The following is an 18,744-nucleotide window of genomic DNA, read 5'->3' on the forward strand; positions in this document are numbered from 1 at the left end:
CCACCCTCTCGAACACCAAGGACAGCCATGCCCACGCACCTCACCCGACGCAGCCTGATACGCGGCATCACCGCGGCGACCGCCGTCGCCACCCTCGCCACCGGGCTCGCCGCCTGCGGTGGTGACAGCGACGCAGCCACCCGGACGAACGACAGTGCCGGCACGGTCACCGTCGGCACCCTGTCCAACGGCGCCGCCAAGGAGGCCACCCTCAAGGTCTCCGAGGTGAAGTCCATCAGCGCCCAGCTGCCCGACGACGTCAGGAAGAGCGGCAAGCTGGTGATCGGCTCCGGCACCCTGCCCTCCGGCGCCCCGCCGCTGGGCTTCGTGGGCAGCGACCAGAAGACCCTCACCGGCTCCGAGGTCGACCTGGCCCGGCTGGTCGCGGCCGTCCTCGGCCTGGAACCCGAGGTCAAGCGGTTCACCTGGGAGAACCTCTTCGTCGGCATCGACAGCGGCAAGGTGAACGTCGGCTTCTCGAACATCACCGACACCGAGGAGCGCAAGCAGAAGTACGAGTTCGCCTCCTACCGCAAGGACGACCTCGCCTTCGAGGCGCTCAAGGACTCCGAGTTCGCCTTCGACGGCGACTACGAGGTGCTCGCGGGCAAGACCGTTTCCGTCGGCGCCGGCACCAACCAGGAACGCATTCTGCTGGAGTGGAAGAGCAGGCTGGAGAAGGAGGGCAAGAAGCTGACCGTCAAGTACTTCCAGGACAACAACAGCACCTACCTGGCCCTCAACAGCGGCAAGATCGACGCCTACTTCGGCCCGAGCCCCAACCTCTCGTACCACGTCACGCAGACCGCGAGCACGCCCACCCCGACCAAGGTCGCCGGCCAGTTCTCCGGCGCCGGGGCGAGTCTGCAAGGCCTGATCGCCGCGACCGCCAAGAAGGACAGCGGCCTCGCCGAACCCCTCGCCGCCGCGATCAACCACCTGATCGAGAACGGCCAGTACGCGAAGTGGCTCGCCGCCTGGAACCTCTCCAACGAGGCCGTCTCCAAGTCGGAGGTCAACCCGCCCGGACTGCCGCTCGACAACTCCTGACCGACCGTCGTCCGCTGCTCGTCACGGACCTCCAGGAAGGCACCGACCCGTGTCCCCGACCCCTTCTTCCGCCCTGCATCTCGCCGTCGCCCTGGACGGCACCGGCTGGCACCCCGCCTCCTGGCGGGAGCCGGTGGCCCGGCCACGCGACCTGTTCACCGCCGCCTACTGGGCCGACCTGGTCACCGAGGCCGAGCGAGGACTCCTCGACTTCGTGACCATCGAGGACGGCCTCGGCCTCCAGTCCTCCCACTTCCTGGACCCGGACGAGCGCACCGACCAGGTACGCGGCCGCCTCGACGCCGTCCTCGTCGCCTCCCGAGTGGCCCCACTGACCCGGCACATAGGTCTGGTGCCGACAGTGGTCTCCACGCACACGGAGCCGTTCCACATATCCAAGGCCATCGCCACCCTCGACTACGTCAGCACCGGCCGCGCCGGCCTGCGGGTGCAGCTGACCGCCCGCCCCAACGAGGCCGCGCACTTCGGCCGCCGCACCATCGCCCGCATCGAGGCCTACGACAGCCCCGCCACGCAGGACGTGGTGACCGACCTGTTCGACGAGACCGCCGACCATGTGGAAGCGGTCCGCCGGCTCTGGGACAGCTGGGAGGACGACGCCGAGATCCGGGACACCGCCACCGGCCGCTTCATCGACCGCGACAAGCTGCACCACATCGACTTCGAGGGCAGGCACTTCAGCGTCAAGGGCCCGTCCATCACGCCCCGCCCGCCGCAGGGCCAGCCGATCGTCAGCGCCCTCGCCCACGACACCGTCCCCTACCGGCTCGTAGCCCGCGCCGCCGACATCGGCTACGTCACCCCGTACGACGCCGACGAGGCGCGCGCGATCGTCGCACAGATCCGGGCCGAGCAGAACGCGGCCGGGCGGGCCGCCGAACCCCTCCACGTCTTCGGTGACCTGCTCGTCCTCCTCGACGACGACCCGGGTGCCGCGACCGCACGCCGGGAGCGGCTCGACGAGCTCGCGGGACAGCCGTACACGAGTGATGCCCTGACCTTCGCCGGTACGCCCGCCCAACTCGCAGACCTGCTCCAGGAGTTGCAGGGCGCGGGGCTCTCCGGGTTCCGGCTCCGGCCCGCCGTCGCGGGACATGACCTGCCGGCGATCACCAGGGGACTCGTACCCGAACTCCAGCGCCGGGGCGCCTTCCGCCGCGCCTACGAGGCCGACACCCTGCGCGGTCTGCTGGGCCTGGCCCGCCCCGCCAACCGATACACCGCAGCCTGAGCCGGAAAGGACCGCAGCCATGACAAAACCGCTGAAGCAGATCCACCTGGCCGCCCACTTCCCCGGCGTCAACAACACCACCGTGTGGAGCGACCCGCGGGCCGGAAGCCATATCGAGTTCAGCTCGTTCGCCCACTTCGCGCGGACCGCCGAACGCGCCAAGTTCGACTTCCTGTTCCTCGCCGAAGGACTCAGACTCCGTGAACAGGGCGGACACATCTACGACTTGGACGTCGTGGGCCGCCCGGACACCTTCACCGTCCTCGCCGCGCTGGCCGCCGTCACCGAACATCTCGGACTGACCGGCACCATCAACTCCACCTTCAACGAGCCCTACGAGGTCGCCCGCCAGTTCGCCAGCCTCGACCACCTCTCCGGCGGCCGCTCCGCCTGGAACGTCGTCACCTCCTGGGATGCGTTCACCGGCGAGAACTTCCGCCGCGGCGGCTTCCTGCCGCAGGACGAGCGCTATTCCCGCGCCAAGGAGTTCCTCGCCACGGCGGGCGAACTCTTCGACTCCTGGCACGGCGACGAGATCATCGCTGACCAGGAGACCGGCACCTTCCTGCGGGACGCCAAAGCCGGAGCCTTCGTCCACACCGGGCAGCACTTCGACATCCACGGACAGTTCAACGTCCCGCGTTCGCCGCAGGGCCGCCCGGTCGTCTTCCAGGCAGGCGACTCCGAGGAGGGCCGTGAGTTCGCCGCCGCGGAGGCCGACGCCATCTTCAGCCGGCACGGCACCCTGGAGGCGGGCCGTGCCTTCTACACGGACGTGAAGTCCCGCCTGGCCAAGTACGGCCGCCGCTCCGACCAGTTGCTCATCCTGCCCGCCGCGACCTTCGCACTCGCCGACACCGACGCCGAGGCCGAGGAACTCGCCCGTGAGGTGCGCCGTCAGCAGGTCAGCGGAGCCACCGCACTCAAGCACCTGGAGTTCCTCTGGAACCGGGACCTGTCGGCGTACGACCCGGAGGGGCCCCTTCCCGACATCGACCCGGACGTCGGCGACGACCACATCTCCAAGGGACGCGCCCAGGTCCGCATGTACCGGGACCCCATCGCCACCGCCCGCGAGTGGCGCGAACTGGCCGCGGCCAACAAGTGGTCCATCCGCGACCTGGTCATCAACACCGGCAACCGGCAGAACTTCGTCGGCTCCCCGGCCACCCTCGCCACGACCATCGACGACTTCGTGCAGGCCGACGCCAGTGACGGCTTCATCCTCGTCCCGCACATCACGCCGACGGGCCTCGACGAGTTCGCCGACAAGGTCGTCCCGCTGCTCCAGGAACGGGGCGTGTTCCGCACCGAGTACGAGGGCACGACCCTGCGCGACCACCTCGGCCTGGCACACCCGGACGAGACACCGGCCGGACGGATCGCGTCGTGAAGTGACGGGCATGTGGACGCCGGCGTGGCCGGGAATCGTCACCCTCCCCCGAAGGTGGCGTTTCCCGGCCACTTCCCCGGCGCCGGACTGTGGACTACCCGTCCGCGCACGTCAGCGGATCCGTGCCGTCACCAGCACATGACCGCTGTCTCCCCCGACCCCCAGCCGGTATAGAGGCGTACCCGGACGAAATAGCGGCGGCCCTTGACGAGGCGCGCCTTGAGCGTGGCGTTGTGCGGGGTGCCGCCGTCGTCCTGGGCGGTGAGGTAGCGCGGCTCCCCGTCGCGCTCCTCGAAGACCACGACGACGGCGTCGCTGTCGCCGAACGTGCCCACCGTGTACTCGCGCGTCTCCGGCGGCTCGACGACGAAGTCGGCCTGCTCCGCCGGGCCCAGCCGCAGCGGAACCGAACGGAAGGGCACCAGCTCGCGCGGTCCGGACGTCTCGGCCTGCGGGTACCAGCGGCGGACGAACTCCTTGTCGGCCCTGGACAGCACACCCGGCGGATTCAGTCCCGCGCGGAACTGCTCCGGCTCCAGGATCAGCCCGCCCGAGAAGGGATACTCCATGATCGACTGAGGGTCCCAGACGGATCCGTTGACCTCGTTCGCGTCGAGCTTGCGCAGGATGTTGAAGAACGTCTTGTCCCGGCTCCAGAAGTTCGGCGGGCCGGCCAGATCGGCGTACACGGCCTCGTCGTCCCAGTGGATCCCGGCGAACGGGCTCTGGTGCTCGTGCAGCATGCCGAGCGCGTGCCCGATCTCGTGCAGGGCCGTCCCGCGCTCCCCGGGCACCGTCAGGTCCCAGCCGAAGTTCATGGTGCGCTCGTTCAGGCCGACCTGGAGCGCGTCCTTGCCGACGGTCGACCAGGAGCCGTCGCCGAGCTGGAACCCGATGCGCAGCTCGGCCTCGGACCGGTCGCCCACTTCCACGAACGACAGCCCGATGCCGAGCCCCTGCCACTCCTGGAAGCACTCGCGCACGACATCGCGCTGCTCCTTGCTGCCGACCCACGAGACGTGCCGGCTCTCGCCGGTCTCCGGGGCCGGTATCGAGGAGCCGTCGGAGTCCCGGTCGAAGAAGTGGTAGTGCAGCACGGTTTTGTTGACCCACATACGGCGTCCGCCGATGAGCGCACTGAGCCGCTCGGCGGCCAGGCCCGGCGCGAAGGCGGGGGCCGGCTGCTGCGCGAGGGAGCAGTAGCGAGCGGTCATGCGGACAGGTTGCCGTGAGCCCGCCGCGGGCGCCTGAGTCGAGGGCTACTCAAGTACCCGTGTATCAGAAGTGAGTCACCACGCTCCTATTTCCGTGACGACCTACGTACGCGACGCGAAGACCCTGGAACTGCCCTGGCCGTTCACCGGCCGGGAGGACGAACTGGAGCTGGTCCGCGGGGCCTTGGCCGCGGGCCGGCACGGCATCGTGATCACGGGCCCCGCGGGCAGCGGCAAGACCCGCCTCGTCACCGAGGCCGCCCGCGGCGCCGAGTTCGCCCGGGTGGCCGGCACCCCCGAGACCCGCCGTATCCGCTTCGCCGCGTTCGCGCACCTCGTCCCCGAGACGGCCTCCCTGTACGGCGCCTGCCGGCATCTGTCCGGCGTACGACTGCTGCTGGTCGACGACGCCCATCTGCTCGACGACGCCTCGGCCGCCCTCGTCCACCAGCTGGCCGTGCACGGACGCACCCGGCTCCTGGTCGTCACCACCGACGGCGCCCCCGCACCCGGCGCGATCTCCCGGCTGTGGACCGGCGAACTCCTGCCCCGCCTCACCCTGCAGCCGCTGCCCCGCGAGGACACCGCCCGGCTGCTGGCCGCCGAAGCGGCGGGCGCCGGCCTCGAACCGCTCACGGTCAACCGGCTGCACCACCTGTGCCGGGGCGACCTGCGGCTGATGCGCGACCTGACAACAGCGATACGCGAACGCGGGTTGCTCACCCGAGTCGAGGACACGCGGGAGTGGGCGTGGCGCGGCCCGGTGCCGATGACCGCGACCGTGCGCGAACGCACCGCGCAGGTCCTCGACCGCGCCTGCCCCGAACAGGGCGAGATCCTCGAACGCCTCGCCTTCGCCGAGCCGTTGCCGCTGGACCTGGAGGCGGACCGGCTCGATCTGCGCGCCCTGGAGCACTTGGAGGCCGACGCGCTGGTCCATGCCGACGACCAGGGCGCCGTCCGTCTCGCCCACCCCCTGCACGGCCCGGTGCTGCGGGCCGCGGCCGGCAGGCTGCGGGCGAGGCGCCTGTCCCGTACGCCCGAACAGTGCGGCCCCGCCCTCGACGCCGAGCGGGCCGCGCTGAGCCGCTGTATCGAGCGGGCGGACGTACGGGTGGCTCCGGCGCCGGTGGGGGAGTGGCTGGTCGCGGAGGGCGCACCGTTGCCGGCCGGATACGCGGCCGTACGTGCCCGGTTCGCGCGACTGCGCGGCGAGCTGCGGGAGGCGGCGGCCTGGGCGCGGGAAGGGCTGCTGCACGCCGCCGACGAGCCGTCCTGCCGACGCGAACTCGTCCTCGCCGAGGCGCAGTCGGGCGATGCGACGGCCGCGCACGAGATCCTGGGTGGCCGCCCCCACGGGGGTGGGGCGGTCACCCGGCCGAACGCTGTCGGTGACGCCGGTGAGGTGGCTGACGCCGGCGTCGCCGGTGCGGTGGCCGGGCCTGACGGCGGGATGGTCGGTGGAACGGCCGGGGCTGACGGCGGGGCGGCAGGTGGAACGGCCGGGGCGGTCGGCGGCGACGCGTACGACGCCGTCCGCCTCGGCGATCCCGAGCGCGCCGCGGGCCGGCTGACGGGTGTCTTCGCGGAGCACGCCGACGCGCTCGCGCGTGCCGACGGTCCCGCGCTGGACCAGGTGGCCCGACAGCTCCAGGAGCGCGGCTTCCTGCTCTTCGCGGCCGAGGCGCACGCCCAGGCCGTACGGGCGCACCGCGACCCGCGCGCCGCCCGCACCTCACGCACGCGTGCCGTGGCGCTGGCCCGCCGCTGCCAGGGCGCCCGCACCCCTGCACTGTCCGGCCTGGTCCTCGGCGAACTGACCGCCCGGCAAAGGCAGATCGTCACCCTGGCCGCCACGGGTCTGAGCAACCGGCAGATCGCCGAGAAACTCACCCTGTCCGTGCGCACGGTCGGCAACCACCTCTACAGCGCCTACGCCCGGCTGGGCGCCGGCGACCGCGGAGCCCTGCCGTGGCTGGTGGAACAGCCGGCGTGAGCGACAGCGCGCCGCAGGGGGCGTGGGACCGCAATCGATCCGCCGCTGCCGCCGCGTGGGCGCGACCGGCCACAATGAGCCCGCGGACGACCGGCGGCAGGTCGCGGCACTTCCGTCGCGGCGTCACCGGCGCAGCGTCACGCCGCCCCGAATGCCGAGAACGCCCACCCCGTCGCCCGATGCAGCGCGTCGCCCGGCAGCGCCGCCCGCGCGTCGCGCAGGGCCTCGGCGAGGGACAGACCCTCGCTGAGTCCCTTGTGCAGCGCGAGCATCAGCGGCACCACGGCGGCATCGTTGACGGGCGCCGTGCACGCCACGACCCCCGCCGTGCCGAGCGGCAGCAGCGCGGTGACCAGGCCGAGCAGTTCGTCGGCGCCGACGGAGGCGAAGCGGGCGGTGTCGCAGCAGGACAGGATGATGCGGTACGGGCTGCGGTCCAGGCGCTCGAAGTCGTGCACGATCAGCGGGCCGTCGGCCATCCGCAGCGACGAGAAGAGCGGGCCGTCCGCGCGGAACGTGCCATGGGCGGCGATATGGGCCAGCGCGGCACCGTCGAGTTCCTCCAGCACCCGTGGCGCCCGCGCGTCGGCGTGTTCCAGCACGACGGCACCGCCGTACCGGCCCGCCAGATGCGGCACTTCAGCGCCACCGGTCGCCAGGCCGGGCCCGCGCACCAGCACCTGGCGGCCGCCCGGCGGCGGCTCGGTCTCCCGGGCGCGCAGCCAGCCGCTCGCCGACGGCGACACGCTGAGCACCCGCTCCCGCAGCGACGGCAGCAGCGCCCAGGGCACCCGGTGCAGCCGGGCGGGCGGTACGACCACCACGGGACCGTCCCCGAGATGCGCGGCCGCAGGACCGAGCAGCAGCTCCTCCAGCCGCCGGCCGGCGGCCTCCACCACCGGAAGCCGCGCCTCCGCGCCCGGGTGGGCCAGCCGTCGCAGCCCGGCCTGGACGTGCTCGGCCTCGGTCTCCGCCTCGGCCAGCAGTCCGGCCTCGAAGCGACGCACCCGCCCCTGCCCGCACAGCAGCACCTGCACGCGCCCGTCCAGCACGGCGAGTTCGACCAGCCGCACGTCGTCGCCCAGCCGCTCCAGCAGCCGGGCCGGGTCGAAGCGGTGGCCGTCGCCGGGTGTGTCGCCGCGCAGATGCAGCGTCCGGGAGCGGATCTCCCGCTCCAGGCGCCGCTGTTCGCGCTCCAGTACCGGCACCGGACGCGCGTCGCGCCGGGCCTCCTCGGCACGTGCCGCGATCTCCCGGAACGCGGTCAGGTCGCTCAGCAGCTCCGGGTCGGCCGGCGGCCGGGTCGGTGGCGTCGACAGCGCGGTGGCCCGCCAGCGTTCACTCCACACCAGCAGCCGGCGCGGGCTGCCGGAGTCCAGGCTGGCCTGCTGGGCCAGCGCGGCCAGTTCGGCGCCCTGGGCGGTGGCGCGAGCCCTGAGCTCCGAGGCGCCCAGCGTCATCCGGTGGGCATCGAGCACGTCGAGGCCGCGTCGGCACGCCTCCAGGACCCCGCGCCCGGACCCGGCGGCCTGTGCCCGCAGGGCCTGCGCCGCCCAGCCCGTCATCCGCGCCAGCGGCGGCCCGTTGTGCCGGCTGCGGGCGGCGACGCCCAGATGCCGCTCGGCGTCAGCCCGCCAGCCAAGGTCGAGCGCGATCCGGCCCGCGAGCAGAGAGGCCTCCGGCGCGGCCGGCGCGCCGAAGGAGGCCAGCCGGTCGGCGACCGCCGCCGTGTCGGCCACCAGCCGCCCGGAACTGCGCCCGGCGGCCACCCGTGCCTCGATCAGCACCAGCCGGGCGTGCGTCTCCCACCAGCTGCGCCGCTGCCCGGCGAACAGCCGGACGGCCATGTCGGCACGCGCGATCGCGGTGTGTGCGTCGCCCGCCAGCCGCGCGGCACTCGCCGCCGCCAGCAGCAGCTCGGCCTTGCGGGTGGACTGGCCGCCGATGCCGTCGAGCACGGCGATCGCCGCGTCCGCCTCGGCCAGCGCCTCCGGGGCCAGCCCGGCCGCCATCAGCACCTCGCAGCGACGGATGTTCAGCATGAACGTCGGCGTGCCGAGCTTGGCGTAGCGCTCCTCGGCCTCATCGAGCAGCCGCAGCGCCACCGGGATGTCGCCCGACCGGAATGCCGCCAGGCCCCGGCTCTCCACCGCGTCCGCCTTGTCGTGCTCCTGGCCCGTGGTGTCCCACAGCGCCTCCGCCGCCGTGAAGTCGGCGTCCGCCCGGTCCACCGCGCCGACCGCCAGATGCACGGTCGCGCGCAGCGTCAGGGCACGGGCCGTCCAGATGACGTCGTCCACCTGCCGCAGCACCGGAATCGCCCGGCGCACGTCCTCCAGCGCCTCCCGATGGTGGCCGAGGACCCAGCGGGCGTAGGCGCGCCGGAACAGCACGCGGGCGCGCGTGTGTCCGCTGCCGCGCTCGATCCCGCGCTCCAGCGCGGCCAGCCCCTGCTGTGTGCGCCCCGCATGCACCAACGCGACCCCGAGCGCCGCCAGGACATCCGCCTCCCGGTCGGCGGAATCCGCGCGTGCCGCGAGATCCCGGGCACGCCGCAGATGGTGCAGGGCGATGCGCATGTCGCCCCAGTCCCGCTGCCAGATGCCGATCACCTGGTGGGCGACGGAGGCGTGCAGGGGCGAGGGATCGGCGTCGAGCAGCCCCTCCGCCCTCGCCAGCGCGTCGTTCGGGGCGGCGAACACCATCGGCAGCAGTTCGAGAACCGATTCGCTTCCCGCTGTCACTCCACGGATGGTAGTTGCCCCGGAACCGTGCCACACGGGTTTGGCGCTGTATCAATCAGCGGCCACGTGGCTCAATTTGACGACCGTCGCCTCAGCGGGAGGACACGCCATGGCACCACAGCGATTCCACGAGCAGTTCGAGCAGATCCAGCGCTCCATGCCCGACGTCCCCCTCGCGATGGGACCGGACGACTCTGCCGAGTTCATCTACGAGAAGGGCTACGTCCTGGTCCGTGACGGCGAGGACGCCCGCGTCGTCGAGGACACCGTACGCGCGCACTTCACCGCCGAGCCCGACCTGATGCAGGACCATGTGCGCCGGGCGAGCCCGCAGACCAACCGCTCCGGCATCACCCGTATCCAGGTGGGCGACCCCGGAGAGGGCGACCGCGCGGGCGACCGCCCCGTGGCGCACGCCCTGCGTGCCCTGCGGGAGTCGGAGGGCCGGGCCGGGCGCCGGCTGGTCAGCCGCAACCACCTGGTCTCGATCGCCGTCAACTCCTGTCCCGGCGACGAGCCCGCGCCCGTAGCGTCCGCCGACGGACTCAACCCGGCCCCGGCCGAGGGCACTTACGACGCGGAGAGCGCGATCGGCGTCCTGGTCGTCGACACCGGGCTGATGCGCGACTTCCGGTCCTCCCCGCTGCTGGCCCACACCGACGGCGACGCGCAGATCAAGGAGTGCGACGACGACGGCGTGCTCCAGCAGTACGTCGGCCACGGCACGTTCATCGCCGGGCTCGTCGCCGCCGTGGCACCCAACACGGGCATCACCGTCCGCAACTCCCTGAACGACGCGGGCGCCATCCTGGAGTCGGAGTTCGGCGAGAAGCTCTTCGAGGCCGTTGACGCGGGCGGCTGGCCCGACATCCTCAGCCTCTCCGCCGGCACCTCCAACGGCCGCACCGACGGCCTGCTCGGCATCGAGGCCTTCATGCGGGAGCTGCGCGACCAGCGCACCCTGCTCGTCGCCGCGGCCGGCAACAACGGCAGCGCCACACCCTTCTGGCCCGCCGCCTACGCCGATCTGCCCGACTACCAGGACGTCGTGCTGTCGGTCGGCGCGCTGCGCGGCGACGGCGAGTTCGGCGCCTGCTTCAGCAACCACGGCCCCTGGGTGAAGGTGTACGCGCCCGGCGAGCGCCTCACCGGCGTCCTCACCGGCTTCGACGCACCGATGCCGTACATCTACCAGCACTCCACCTACGACACCTGCCGCTACGGCTTCGGCTACGCCTGCACCTGCGTGTCCCCGCGCCACACCGGCGTGCTGAGCGAGCAGGGCGGCTCCACCAAGCCCGACCAGGTGATGTTCGAGGGGCTCGCGCACTGGAGCGGCACCTCGTTCGCCACCCCGCTGGTGGCGGGTCTGATCGCGTCCCACATGAGCGCGCAGCAGGAGGGCGACCCGAGGGTCGCCCGGTACAAGATGCTCGCCGCGAACTCCGGTTACGCGGAGGTGCGGGGGGCGCACGTGGCGGCGCTGCGCCCCGGGACCTGGCGTCCTGTGCCCGTCCTGCCCCCGGCTCCTCGGTCATGAGGGTCGGAACCATCCCCTCCGCGGCGTACGATGACTTGCCGTACACGAGGGGTGGGGCTGTGGACCGTGCAGATGTCGGCGCGTTGGTCCAGTCCGCCGTCGACGGCGACGCGGCGGCCTGGAAGGCGCTCGTGGAAGGGCTGAGCCCACTGGTGTGGTCCGTCGTGCGCGCTCACCGCCTGAGCGACGCCGACGCCCATGAGGTCTACCAGACCGTCTGGTTCCGTTTCGCGCAGCACCTGGGACGCATCAGGGAACCCGAGAAGGCCGGGTCATGGCTGGCGAGCACCGCACGGCACGAGTGTCTGAAGGTGCTCAAGAGCTTAAGGCGACTGACCGTCACGAACGATCCTCAGCTGCTCGACCGGATCAGCGAGGACCGTACGCCCGAACAGTCGGTGCTGGACTCGGAGGAGGCCGCCGCCGAGTCCGAGCGCATCCGCTGGATGTGGCAGGAGTTCGAGGAACTCGGGGAGCGCTGCCGCCAGTTGCTGCGTGTGCTGATGGCTTCGCCGCCGCCCAGCTACCAGGAGGTGTCCGCCGCACTGGGCATCGCCGTGGGCAGCATCGGACCGCTGCGGCAGCGCTGCCTGCGCCGGCTGCGGGCCCGACTCGACGCGCGGGGGGCGCAGTGAACGACGACATGCACGACGACGTGACGGGCGAGGGATCCCCCTGCGACGACGGTTTCGACATCGAGCTGCTGGAGGAGGAACTCCGCCAGGCCGCGAGCATCCTGGACCCGGTACCGGCCCAGTTGTGCCAGCTCGCTGTCGAGGCGTTCGCGCTGCACGACCTGGACGCCCGGATCGCGGAGCTGACCTTCGACTCCGTCGAGGACGCCATTCCGGTCAGGGGCGCGACCGATGTGCCGCGGATGCTGACCTTCCGCGCGGGTGAGGTGACAGTCGACGTGGAGGTCACCGCGCAGGGGCTGATGGGGCAGGTGCTGCCCCCGCAGCAGGCGCGGATCGAGGTCCTCGGCGGCCCGCAGACGGCCACCCCGGTCGACGCCGACGACATGGGCCGCTTCGCCAGTGACGCCCCGCCCAGCGGACCGTTCGCCCTGCGGCTGCGGACCGGCGGGGAGGTCGTCGTCACGGAGTGGCTGCGGGCCTGATCAGCGTGCGGCGGCGTCCACCAGCGCCGCCAACGCCCGCGTGAGCCGGGTGAGTCCGGGACCGACCGGACCGCCCGGCTCCGCCATGTACGTGTCCCGGCGGATCTCGATCATCAAGGCGGAGACGCGGGGCTCGGTGCCGTGGAACTCCAGCGGCACGTAGGTGCCGCTGAACGGGCTGTCCAGCCCGACCTCCCCGCACTCGGCGAACGCCACGCGCGCCGCGGCGAGCAGCTTCGCGGGCGTGTGGAAGGAGTCGGTGCCCAGGCAGACCGGGGGCCGCGGGCCCTCGCCGTGCAGCTCGTAGGGGAGCCGTTCGGTCGGATACGAGTGCACGTCGATGATCACGGCCCGGCCGGTGGCGGCGAGCCGGCCGGCCACGGCATCCGCCATGGCCCGCGCGTACGGCCGGAAGTACCGCTCGATGAGCGGCTCCGGGTCAGAATCGGCGGCCCGCAGCTCCGCGAGATGCGTGGTCCGCGTGTACACGGCGCCCATCCCCACCGCGAGCATCTCCTCGCGCTCGTCGGGAAACCGCTCCGGATCGACGACCAGCCGGGCCAGCCGATTCACGAACCGCCACGGCCGGCTCTCCGCCACCCCGGCCGCCGCCTCCGCCAGCTCCGCGGTGTGCGCGTCGACGATGTGATCCAACTCCCGCTCCAGCGCCGGGTCGTCCAGCAGGATCCCGGCACGAACCGCAGGCGGGATCTCCCGCGCGGAGTGCGGCACGTGCAGGATGACGGGGGAGTCCTCGGCGCCGGTGAGAAGTTCGAAGGACGGCGCGGCGAAGGTCATGACGGCTGCTCCCGGGGCGTTGTCAGTGGCGTGGTGCACCATCACAGCATGAGCATCAGCAACGAGCAGGTGAGCGCGCACCCCTTCCTCAAGGCGCTGTACAGGGACGACTACTACCCCGACGCGGTGGTGGACCGGGGCAGGGGCATCCTGCTGCGGCTGTGCGAGCGCATCGAGGCCGAGCGGCCCGCCGGCCTGGCCGAGCTGTACCCGCTCACCCACGCCGCCACCGACGAGTTCAACGCCCTCCAGGACGAGTTCTGGGCCGCCGGCAGTGAGATCGAGACCGTGGCCCGCGAGGAGATAGCCGAGGACTTCTGGTTCGTGGCCGGAGCCTACGGCTTCGCGGCCGCCGACATCGAAGAACTGATCGCCACCCGGGACTGGTGACATCCGATGACCGTCCACGAGCTCTCGCGGACCGACGCCCGCCGGATCGCCGTGCGCGCCCAACTCCTGGACGCCACCCGGCCGTACGGGCTGTCGGACGTCGTACGGCGGCTGACCCTGCTCCAGATCGACCCCACCGCAGCCGTCGCGCCCAGCGCCGACCTCGTGGCCTGGAGCCGGCTCGGCGCCTCGGGATACGCACCGGCCGACCTGACCGCCGCGCTGGCGGACCGGACGCTGCTGGAGCTGCGGGCGATGATCCGGCCCGCCGAGGATCTCGCGCTCTACCGCGCCGAGATGGCCGAGTGGCCGGAGCGAGGGACGCCGACGTCCTGGAGCGAGTACCACGGCACGTGGGTCGCCGCCAACGACGCCTGCCGCCGGGACATCCTCGACCGGCTCGGCACGGCGGGGCCGCTGCCCTCCCGCGAACTGCCGGACACCTGCGAGCTGCCGTGGCGGTCCAGTGGATGGAGCAACAACCGCAATGTCACCAAGCTGCTGGAGCTGATGGTGCAGCGCGGTGAGGTCGCCGTGGCGGGACGAAGCGGTGGTGACCGGCTCTGGGACCTGGCCGAGCGGGTCTATCCCGACACCCCCGCGATCCCCGTGGCGGAGGCGCTGCGCACCCGGGACGAGCGCCGGTTGCGGGCTCTGGGCATCGCGCGGGCCCGGGGCCCGGAGTGCCAGGTCGAGCCGGCGGACGTGGGGGAGGCGGGGGAGCCGGCCGTCGTCGAGGGCGTGCGGGGCAGGTGGCGGGTCGACCCGGCTCAGCTGGGACAGCCGTTCGCCGGACGCGCCGCCCTGCTCTCGCCGTTCGACCGGCTGATCCACGACCGCAGACGGACCACCGAGCTCTTCGGCTTCGACTACCAGCTGGAGATGTACAAGCCGGCCGCCAAGCGCCGCTGGGGGTACTTCGCGCTGCCGATCCTGTACGGCGAGCGTCTGGTGGGCAAGCTCGACGCCACGGCCGACCGCAGGGCCGGGGTGCTGCGGGTCGACGCGATCCACGAGGACGAGGAGTTCGACAGGGCCGTGACCGAGGCGGTCGGTCGTGAGATCGAGGACCTGGCGCGCTTCCTCGGACTGGAGCTCTTGCCGCCCCGGTAGCCCGTGCATATGGCTCCGCCCCGGCCGGGTTGCTCGGCCGGGGCGGCGGTTCGCTCAAGAGGTCCTGTCGGGCCTCCGGGCCCCTGTCAGGGGCAGCCGCGTCAGCTCAGGGACGCGAGTGCCTCGTTCCAGGTGGCCGAAGGGCGCATGACCGCAGCGGCCTTGGCCGGGTCGGGCTGGTAGTAGCCGCCGATCTCGGCAGGCTTGCCCTGGACGGCGTTCAGCTCGCCGACGATCTTCTGCTCGTTCGCCGTGAGCGACTCGGCGAGCGGCGCGAAGGCCTTCGCCAGCTCGGCGTCGTCGGTCTGCTTGGCCAGCTCCTGCGCCCAGTACGTCGACAGGTAGAAGTGGCTGCCGCGGTTGTCGATGCCGCCGACGCGACGGGTCGGGGACTTGTCCTCGTTGAGGAAGGTCGCCGTGGCGCGGTCCAGCGTGTCGGCGAGGACCTTCGCGCGGGTGTTGCCGGTCGCGGTCGCGTACTGCTCCAGGGACGGCACCAGCGCGAAGAACTCACCGAGGGAGTCCCAGCGCAGGTAGTCCTCCTTGACCAGCTGCTGGACGTGCTTCGGCGCGGAACCGCCGGCGCCCGTCTCGAACAGGCCGCCGCCCGCCATCAGCGGGACGACCGAAAGCATCTTGGCGCTGGTGCCCAGCTCCAGGATCGGGAAGAGGTCGGTGAGGTAGTCGCGCAGGACGTTGCCGGTCACCGAGATCGTGTTCTCGCCGCGGCGGATGCGCTCCACCGACAGCTTGGTGGCGTCGACCGGGGCGAGGATGCGGATGTCCAGGCCCTCGGTGTCGTGCTCCGGCAGGTACGCGTTGACCTTGGCGATCAGGTTGGCGTCGTGCGCGCGGGTCTCGTCCAGCCAGAACACGGCCGGGTCGCCGGTGGCGCGGGCGCGGGTGACGGCCAGCTTCACCCAGTCCTTGATCGGCGCGTCCTTGGTCTGGCAGGCGCGGAAGATGTCGCCCTCGGCGACCGGCTGCTCGATGACGACGTTCCCTGCCTGGTCGACCAGACGGACCGTACCGGCCGCCTTGATCTCGAAGGTCTTGTCGTGGGAGCCGTACTCCTCGGCCTTCTGCGCCATCAGACCGACGTTCGGGACCGAGCCCATGGTCGACGGGTCGTAGGCGCCGTTGGCACGGCAGTCGTCGACGACGACCTGGTAGACACCGGCGTACGACGAGTCCGGGAGCACCGCGAGGGTGTCCGCCTCCTGGCCGTCCGGGCCCCACATGTGACCGGAGGTGCGGATCATGGCCGGCATCGAGGCGTCGACGATCACGTCGGACGGCACGTGCAGGTTGGTGATGCCCTTGTCGGAGTCGACCATCGCCAGGGCCGGGCCCTCGGCGAGCTCCGCGTCGAACGACGCCTTGATCTCGGCGCCCTCGGGCAGGGCCTCCAGGCCCTTGTAGATGCCACCCAGACCGTCGTTCGGGGACAGGCCGGCGGCGGCGAGCGTGGCGCCGTACCGCTCGAAGGTCTTCGGGAAGAAGGCGCGCACCACGTGACCGAAGATGATCGGGTCCGAGACCTTCATCATCGTCGCCTTGAGGTGCACCGAGAACAGCACGCCCTGGGCCTTGGCCTCGGCGATCTGTGCGGTGAGGAACTCACGCAGCTGGGCCACGTGCAGCACGGACGCGTCGACGACCTCACCCGCGAGGACCGGTACCGACTCGCGCAGCACCGTGGTCGCGCCGTCCGCGGCGACGTGCTCGATCCTCAGCGCGCCGGCCTCGGAGATCACGACGGACTTCTCGGTGGAGCGGAAGTCGTTCTGGCCCATCGTCGCCACGTTGGTCTTGGACTCGGTGGTCCAGGCGCCCATGCGGTGCGGGTGGGTCTTGGCGTAGTTCTTGACCGAGGCGGGGGCGCGGCGGTCCGAGTTGCCCTCACGCAGGACAGGGTTCACGGCGGAGCCCTTGACCTTGTCGTAGCGGGCCTGGATCTCCCGCTCCTCGTCGGTCTTCGGGTCGTCCGGGTAGTTCGGCAGCGCGTAGCCCTGGCCCTGGAGCTCGGCGACGGCCGCCTTGAGCTGCGGGATCGACGCCGAGATGTTCGGCAGCTTGATGATGTTCGCGGCCGGCGTCTTGGCGAGCTCGCCGAGCTCGGCGAGGGCGTCCGGGATGCGCTGGTCCTCGGTCAGGTACTCCGGGAACACCGCGATGATGCGGCCGGCCAGCGAGATGTCGCGCGTCTCCACGGCGACACCCGCCTGCGAGGCGTACGCCTGGACCACCGGCAGGAAGGAATACGTCGCCAGGGCCGGGGCCTCGTCAGTGTGCGTATAGATGATGGTCGAGTCAGTCACCGGGTGCTCCGCTCCACGTCTGCAACATTGCTCGACATCAAGATATCTCGTGAGCGACCCGTACTCGACAGGGGTCCGCACACCGGTGCGGTATGTCTGCCGAGATCGTGAATCCGCGCAAACGGATGCAGGGCCTCCGTGCAACCGGATCAGCTGATCGAACAGTCATGTAGGGAGATCAACACCGATCCGGAGGCCGGTCCTGACCACCCGGCCGCCCCAGCGAAAGCGGACCATGAGATATCGCAGCAGAGTGACGGCCCCCGCGGCCGCCCTGATCGGCACCGCGGCGGCCCTGGCCGCCGCCCCCTCCGCCCACGCGGTACCGACACGCACGGGGACGTCGGCCGCCAAAACCGCCGGCACGCCCGGCTCCGAGACCCTCGGTGACAGCGTCTACCCGGCCCTCGGCAATGACGGCTACCGCGTCTTCGCCTACCACCTCGACTTCTCCTACGACGCCACGACGCGGCTGGTCGACGCCACCGCGACCCTGAAGATCCGCACCACCCAGGCGCTGTCCCGCTTCTCCCTCGACTCTCTCGGCCTCGACATCCGCTCCGTCCGCGTCGGCGGCCGCACGGCGACGTTCGAGCAGGTGGCCGAGAAGCTGCGCATCACGCCGGCACGGACGCTGCCGAACAAGTCCTGGGTGACCGTGTGCGTCGAGTACTCGGCGGACCCGCGCCGTTTCCCGCAGCCGAACACCGGCTGGGTCGACACGCTGGACGGGTTCGCGGTCTGCTGCCAGCCGAACTGGGCCCACACCGTCTTCCCGTGCAACGACCACCCCTCCGACAAGGCCGACTTCACGTTCCGCATAACCGTCCCCGGCGGCCTGCGCGGCGTGGCCTCCGGCCTGCTCGAACGCACCGAGAGCCTCTCCGGCGGACGTACCGCGTACACGTACCGCTCTCGCGAGCCCATGGCCACCGAGCTGGTGCAGATCACGGTCGGCGACTACGTGATCAAGGAGCGGCAGGGCCCGCACGGCCTCCCGCTGCGCGACGTCGTCCCGGTCGCGCGCGCCGAGGCGCTGGAGCCGGCGCTCGCGCTGACGCCGAACCTGGTCGAGTGGCTGGAGGCGCGGCTCGGGGCCTACCCCTTCGAGACGTACGGCCTGCTGCCCTGCAACTCGGACGCCTCGAACGCCTTCGACTTCACCGGTCTGGAGAGCCAGACCCTGACCATCTACAAGCCGAACTATCTGCTCCAGCCTGAGCCGAAGATCGGCTCGCACATGATGCACGAGCTGGTCCACTCCTACTTCGGCAACAGCGTCAGCCCCGCCAACTGGGCCGACCTGTGGATCAACGAGGGCCACGCCGACTTCTACGGGCTGCTGTACCGCTACGAGCGCGGCTGGGCGGACTCCCTGGGCCTGACCACCATGGAAGCCCGGATGAAGAACACCTACGCCCAGGGCGACCAGTGGCGTCACGACTGGGGGCCGGTCGCCGCGCCGACCCAGGCGAACCTGTTCGAGGGGCAGCGCTACCTGGGCGGCGTACTGGTCCTCTACGCGCTGCGCAACCTCGTCGGCGAGAGCGCCTTCAACGCGCTGGAGCGCGCCTTCCTCGACCGGTACCGCAACTCCTCGGCGTCGACGGCCGACTACATCGCCGTCGCCTCGGAGGTCTCCGGTCAGGATCTGTCCGGATTCCTCCAGGACTGGCTGTACGGCACGAAGACGCCGCGGATGCCGGGGCACCCGGACTGGACGGTCACGCCGGTGAACCCGGCGCTCGCCGCGCCGCACAGCCGCAGGCGCAGCCGCTCCCACGACAACTCGGCCACCCTGTAGGGACGTCCG

14 protein-coding genes are annotated in these 18,744 nt (G+C 71.8%); 10 read left to right on the plus strand and 4 right to left on the minus strand.

All coding sequences use genetic code 11. The features are described from left to right. The first annotated feature begins 27 nt into the window (after positions 1-27). The 3 genes from PGH47_RS37310 to PGH47_RS37320 are packed head-to-tail and all read left to right on the plus strand — an operon-like array spanning position 28 to position 3,695. A complete protein-coding gene (locus PGH47_RS37310; protein ID WP_271667105.1) occupies positions 28-1,050 on the plus strand; it encodes an ABC transporter substrate-binding protein in 1,023 nt (340 codons plus the stop codon). A 49-nt stretch (positions 1,051-1,099) separates the two neighbouring features. Then, entirely contained in the window at positions 1,100-2,302 is a 1,203-nt protein-coding gene (locus PGH47_RS37315; protein WP_271667106.1) for an LLM class flavin-dependent oxidoreductase, read from the plus strand. A 19-nt stretch (positions 2,303-2,321) separates the two neighbouring features. After that, complete coding sequence (locus tag PGH47_RS37320; RefSeq protein WP_271667107.1) at positions 2,322-3,695, plus strand: NtaA/DmoA family FMN-dependent monooxygenase; 1,374 nt, start codon at positions 2,322-2,324, stop codon at positions 3,693-3,695. A gap of 128 nt (positions 3,696-3,823) precedes the next feature. Here PGH47_RS37320 and absR1 read toward each other — a convergent pair whose 3' ends face one another. Next, positions 3,824-4,909 (minus strand): beta-glucuronidase AbsR1, encoded by a 1,086-nt coding sequence (gene absR1, locus PGH47_RS37325; RefSeq protein WP_271667108.1) that lies wholly within the window; start codon positions 4,907-4,909, stop codon positions 3,824-3,826. A 94-nt stretch (positions 4,910-5,003) separates the two neighbouring features. Between absR1 and PGH47_RS37330 the strand changes: the two genes are divergently transcribed. Next, on the plus strand, positions 5,004-6,905 hold the full coding sequence (locus PGH47_RS37330; RefSeq protein WP_271667109.1) for a LuxR family transcriptional regulator AbsR2: 1,902 nt from the start codon (positions 5,004-5,006) through the stop codon (positions 6,903-6,905). Positions 6,906-7,042: 137 nt separating this feature from the next. Here PGH47_RS37330 and PGH47_RS37335 read toward each other — a convergent pair whose 3' ends face one another. Continuing rightward, entirely contained in the window at positions 7,043-9,610 is a 2,568-nt protein-coding gene (locus PGH47_RS37335) for a CHAT domain-containing protein (RefSeq protein WP_271668241.1), read from the minus strand. Positions 9,611-9,758: 148 nt separating this feature from the next. On the opposite strand from PGH47_RS37335, the gene PGH47_RS37340 reads away from it, so the two are divergent. The 3 genes from PGH47_RS37340 to PGH47_RS37350 are packed head-to-tail and all read left to right on the plus strand — an operon-like array spanning position 9,759 to position 12,309. Beyond that, positions 9,759-11,189 carry a S8/S53 family peptidase gene (locus tag PGH47_RS37340; RefSeq protein ID WP_271667110.1) on the plus strand — a complete coding sequence of 477 codons (1,431 nt, stop codon included), beginning with the start codon at positions 9,759-9,761 and terminating at the stop codon, positions 11,187-11,189. Positions 11,190-11,248: 59 nt separating this feature from the next. Next, positions 11,249-11,824 carry an RNA polymerase sigma factor gene (locus PGH47_RS37345; protein WP_269645279.1) on the plus strand — a complete coding sequence of 192 codons (576 nt, stop codon included), beginning with the start codon at positions 11,249-11,251 and terminating at the stop codon, positions 11,822-11,824. A gap of 8 nt (positions 11,825-11,832) precedes the next feature. Continuing rightward, positions 11,833-12,309, plus strand: coding sequence for a hypothetical protein (locus tag PGH47_RS37350; protein ID WP_271668242.1), 477 nt, complete (start codon positions 11,833-11,835; stop codon positions 12,307-12,309). Here PGH47_RS37350 and PGH47_RS37355 read toward each other — a convergent pair whose 3' ends face one another. Next, positions 12,310-13,107: an N-formylglutamate amidohydrolase gene (locus PGH47_RS37355; protein WP_271667111.1), complete on the minus strand. Its 798-nt coding sequence runs from the start codon at positions 13,105-13,107 to the stop codon at positions 12,310-12,312. It lies immediately after the preceding gene. 48 nt (positions 13,108-13,155) lie between these two features. On the opposite strand from PGH47_RS37355, the gene PGH47_RS37360 reads away from it, so the two are divergent. Further along, positions 13,156-13,497, plus strand: a complete 342-nt coding sequence (locus PGH47_RS37360; RefSeq protein WP_271667112.1) for a DUF5713 family protein — start codon at positions 13,156-13,158, stop codon at positions 13,495-13,497. 6 nt (positions 13,498-13,503) lie between these two features. Then, positions 13,504-14,610, plus strand: a complete 1,107-nt coding sequence (locus tag PGH47_RS37365; RefSeq protein WP_271667113.1) for a DNA glycosylase AlkZ-like family protein — start codon at positions 13,504-13,506, stop codon at positions 14,608-14,610. 101 nt (positions 14,611-14,711) lie between these two features. Here PGH47_RS37365 and PGH47_RS37370 read toward each other — a convergent pair whose 3' ends face one another. Then, a complete protein-coding gene (locus tag PGH47_RS37370; RefSeq protein ID WP_271667114.1) occupies positions 14,712-16,931 on the minus strand; it encodes an NADP-dependent isocitrate dehydrogenase in 2,220 nt (739 codons plus the stop codon). A 235-nt stretch (positions 16,932-17,166) separates the two neighbouring features. Here PGH47_RS37370 and PGH47_RS37375 point away from each other — a divergent pair, with 235 nt between their 5' ends. Beyond that, positions 17,167-18,735, plus strand: a complete 1,569-nt coding sequence (locus PGH47_RS37375; protein WP_271667115.1) for a M1 family metallopeptidase — start codon at positions 17,167-17,169, stop codon at positions 18,733-18,735. The last annotated feature ends 9 nt before the right edge of the window (positions 18,736-18,744 follow it).

The organism is Streptomyces sp. HUAS 31, from assembly GCF_028198125.1.
GTDB classification, from domain to species: Bacteria; Actinomycetota; Actinomycetes; order Streptomycetales; family Streptomycetaceae; genus Streptomyces; species Streptomyces chartreusis.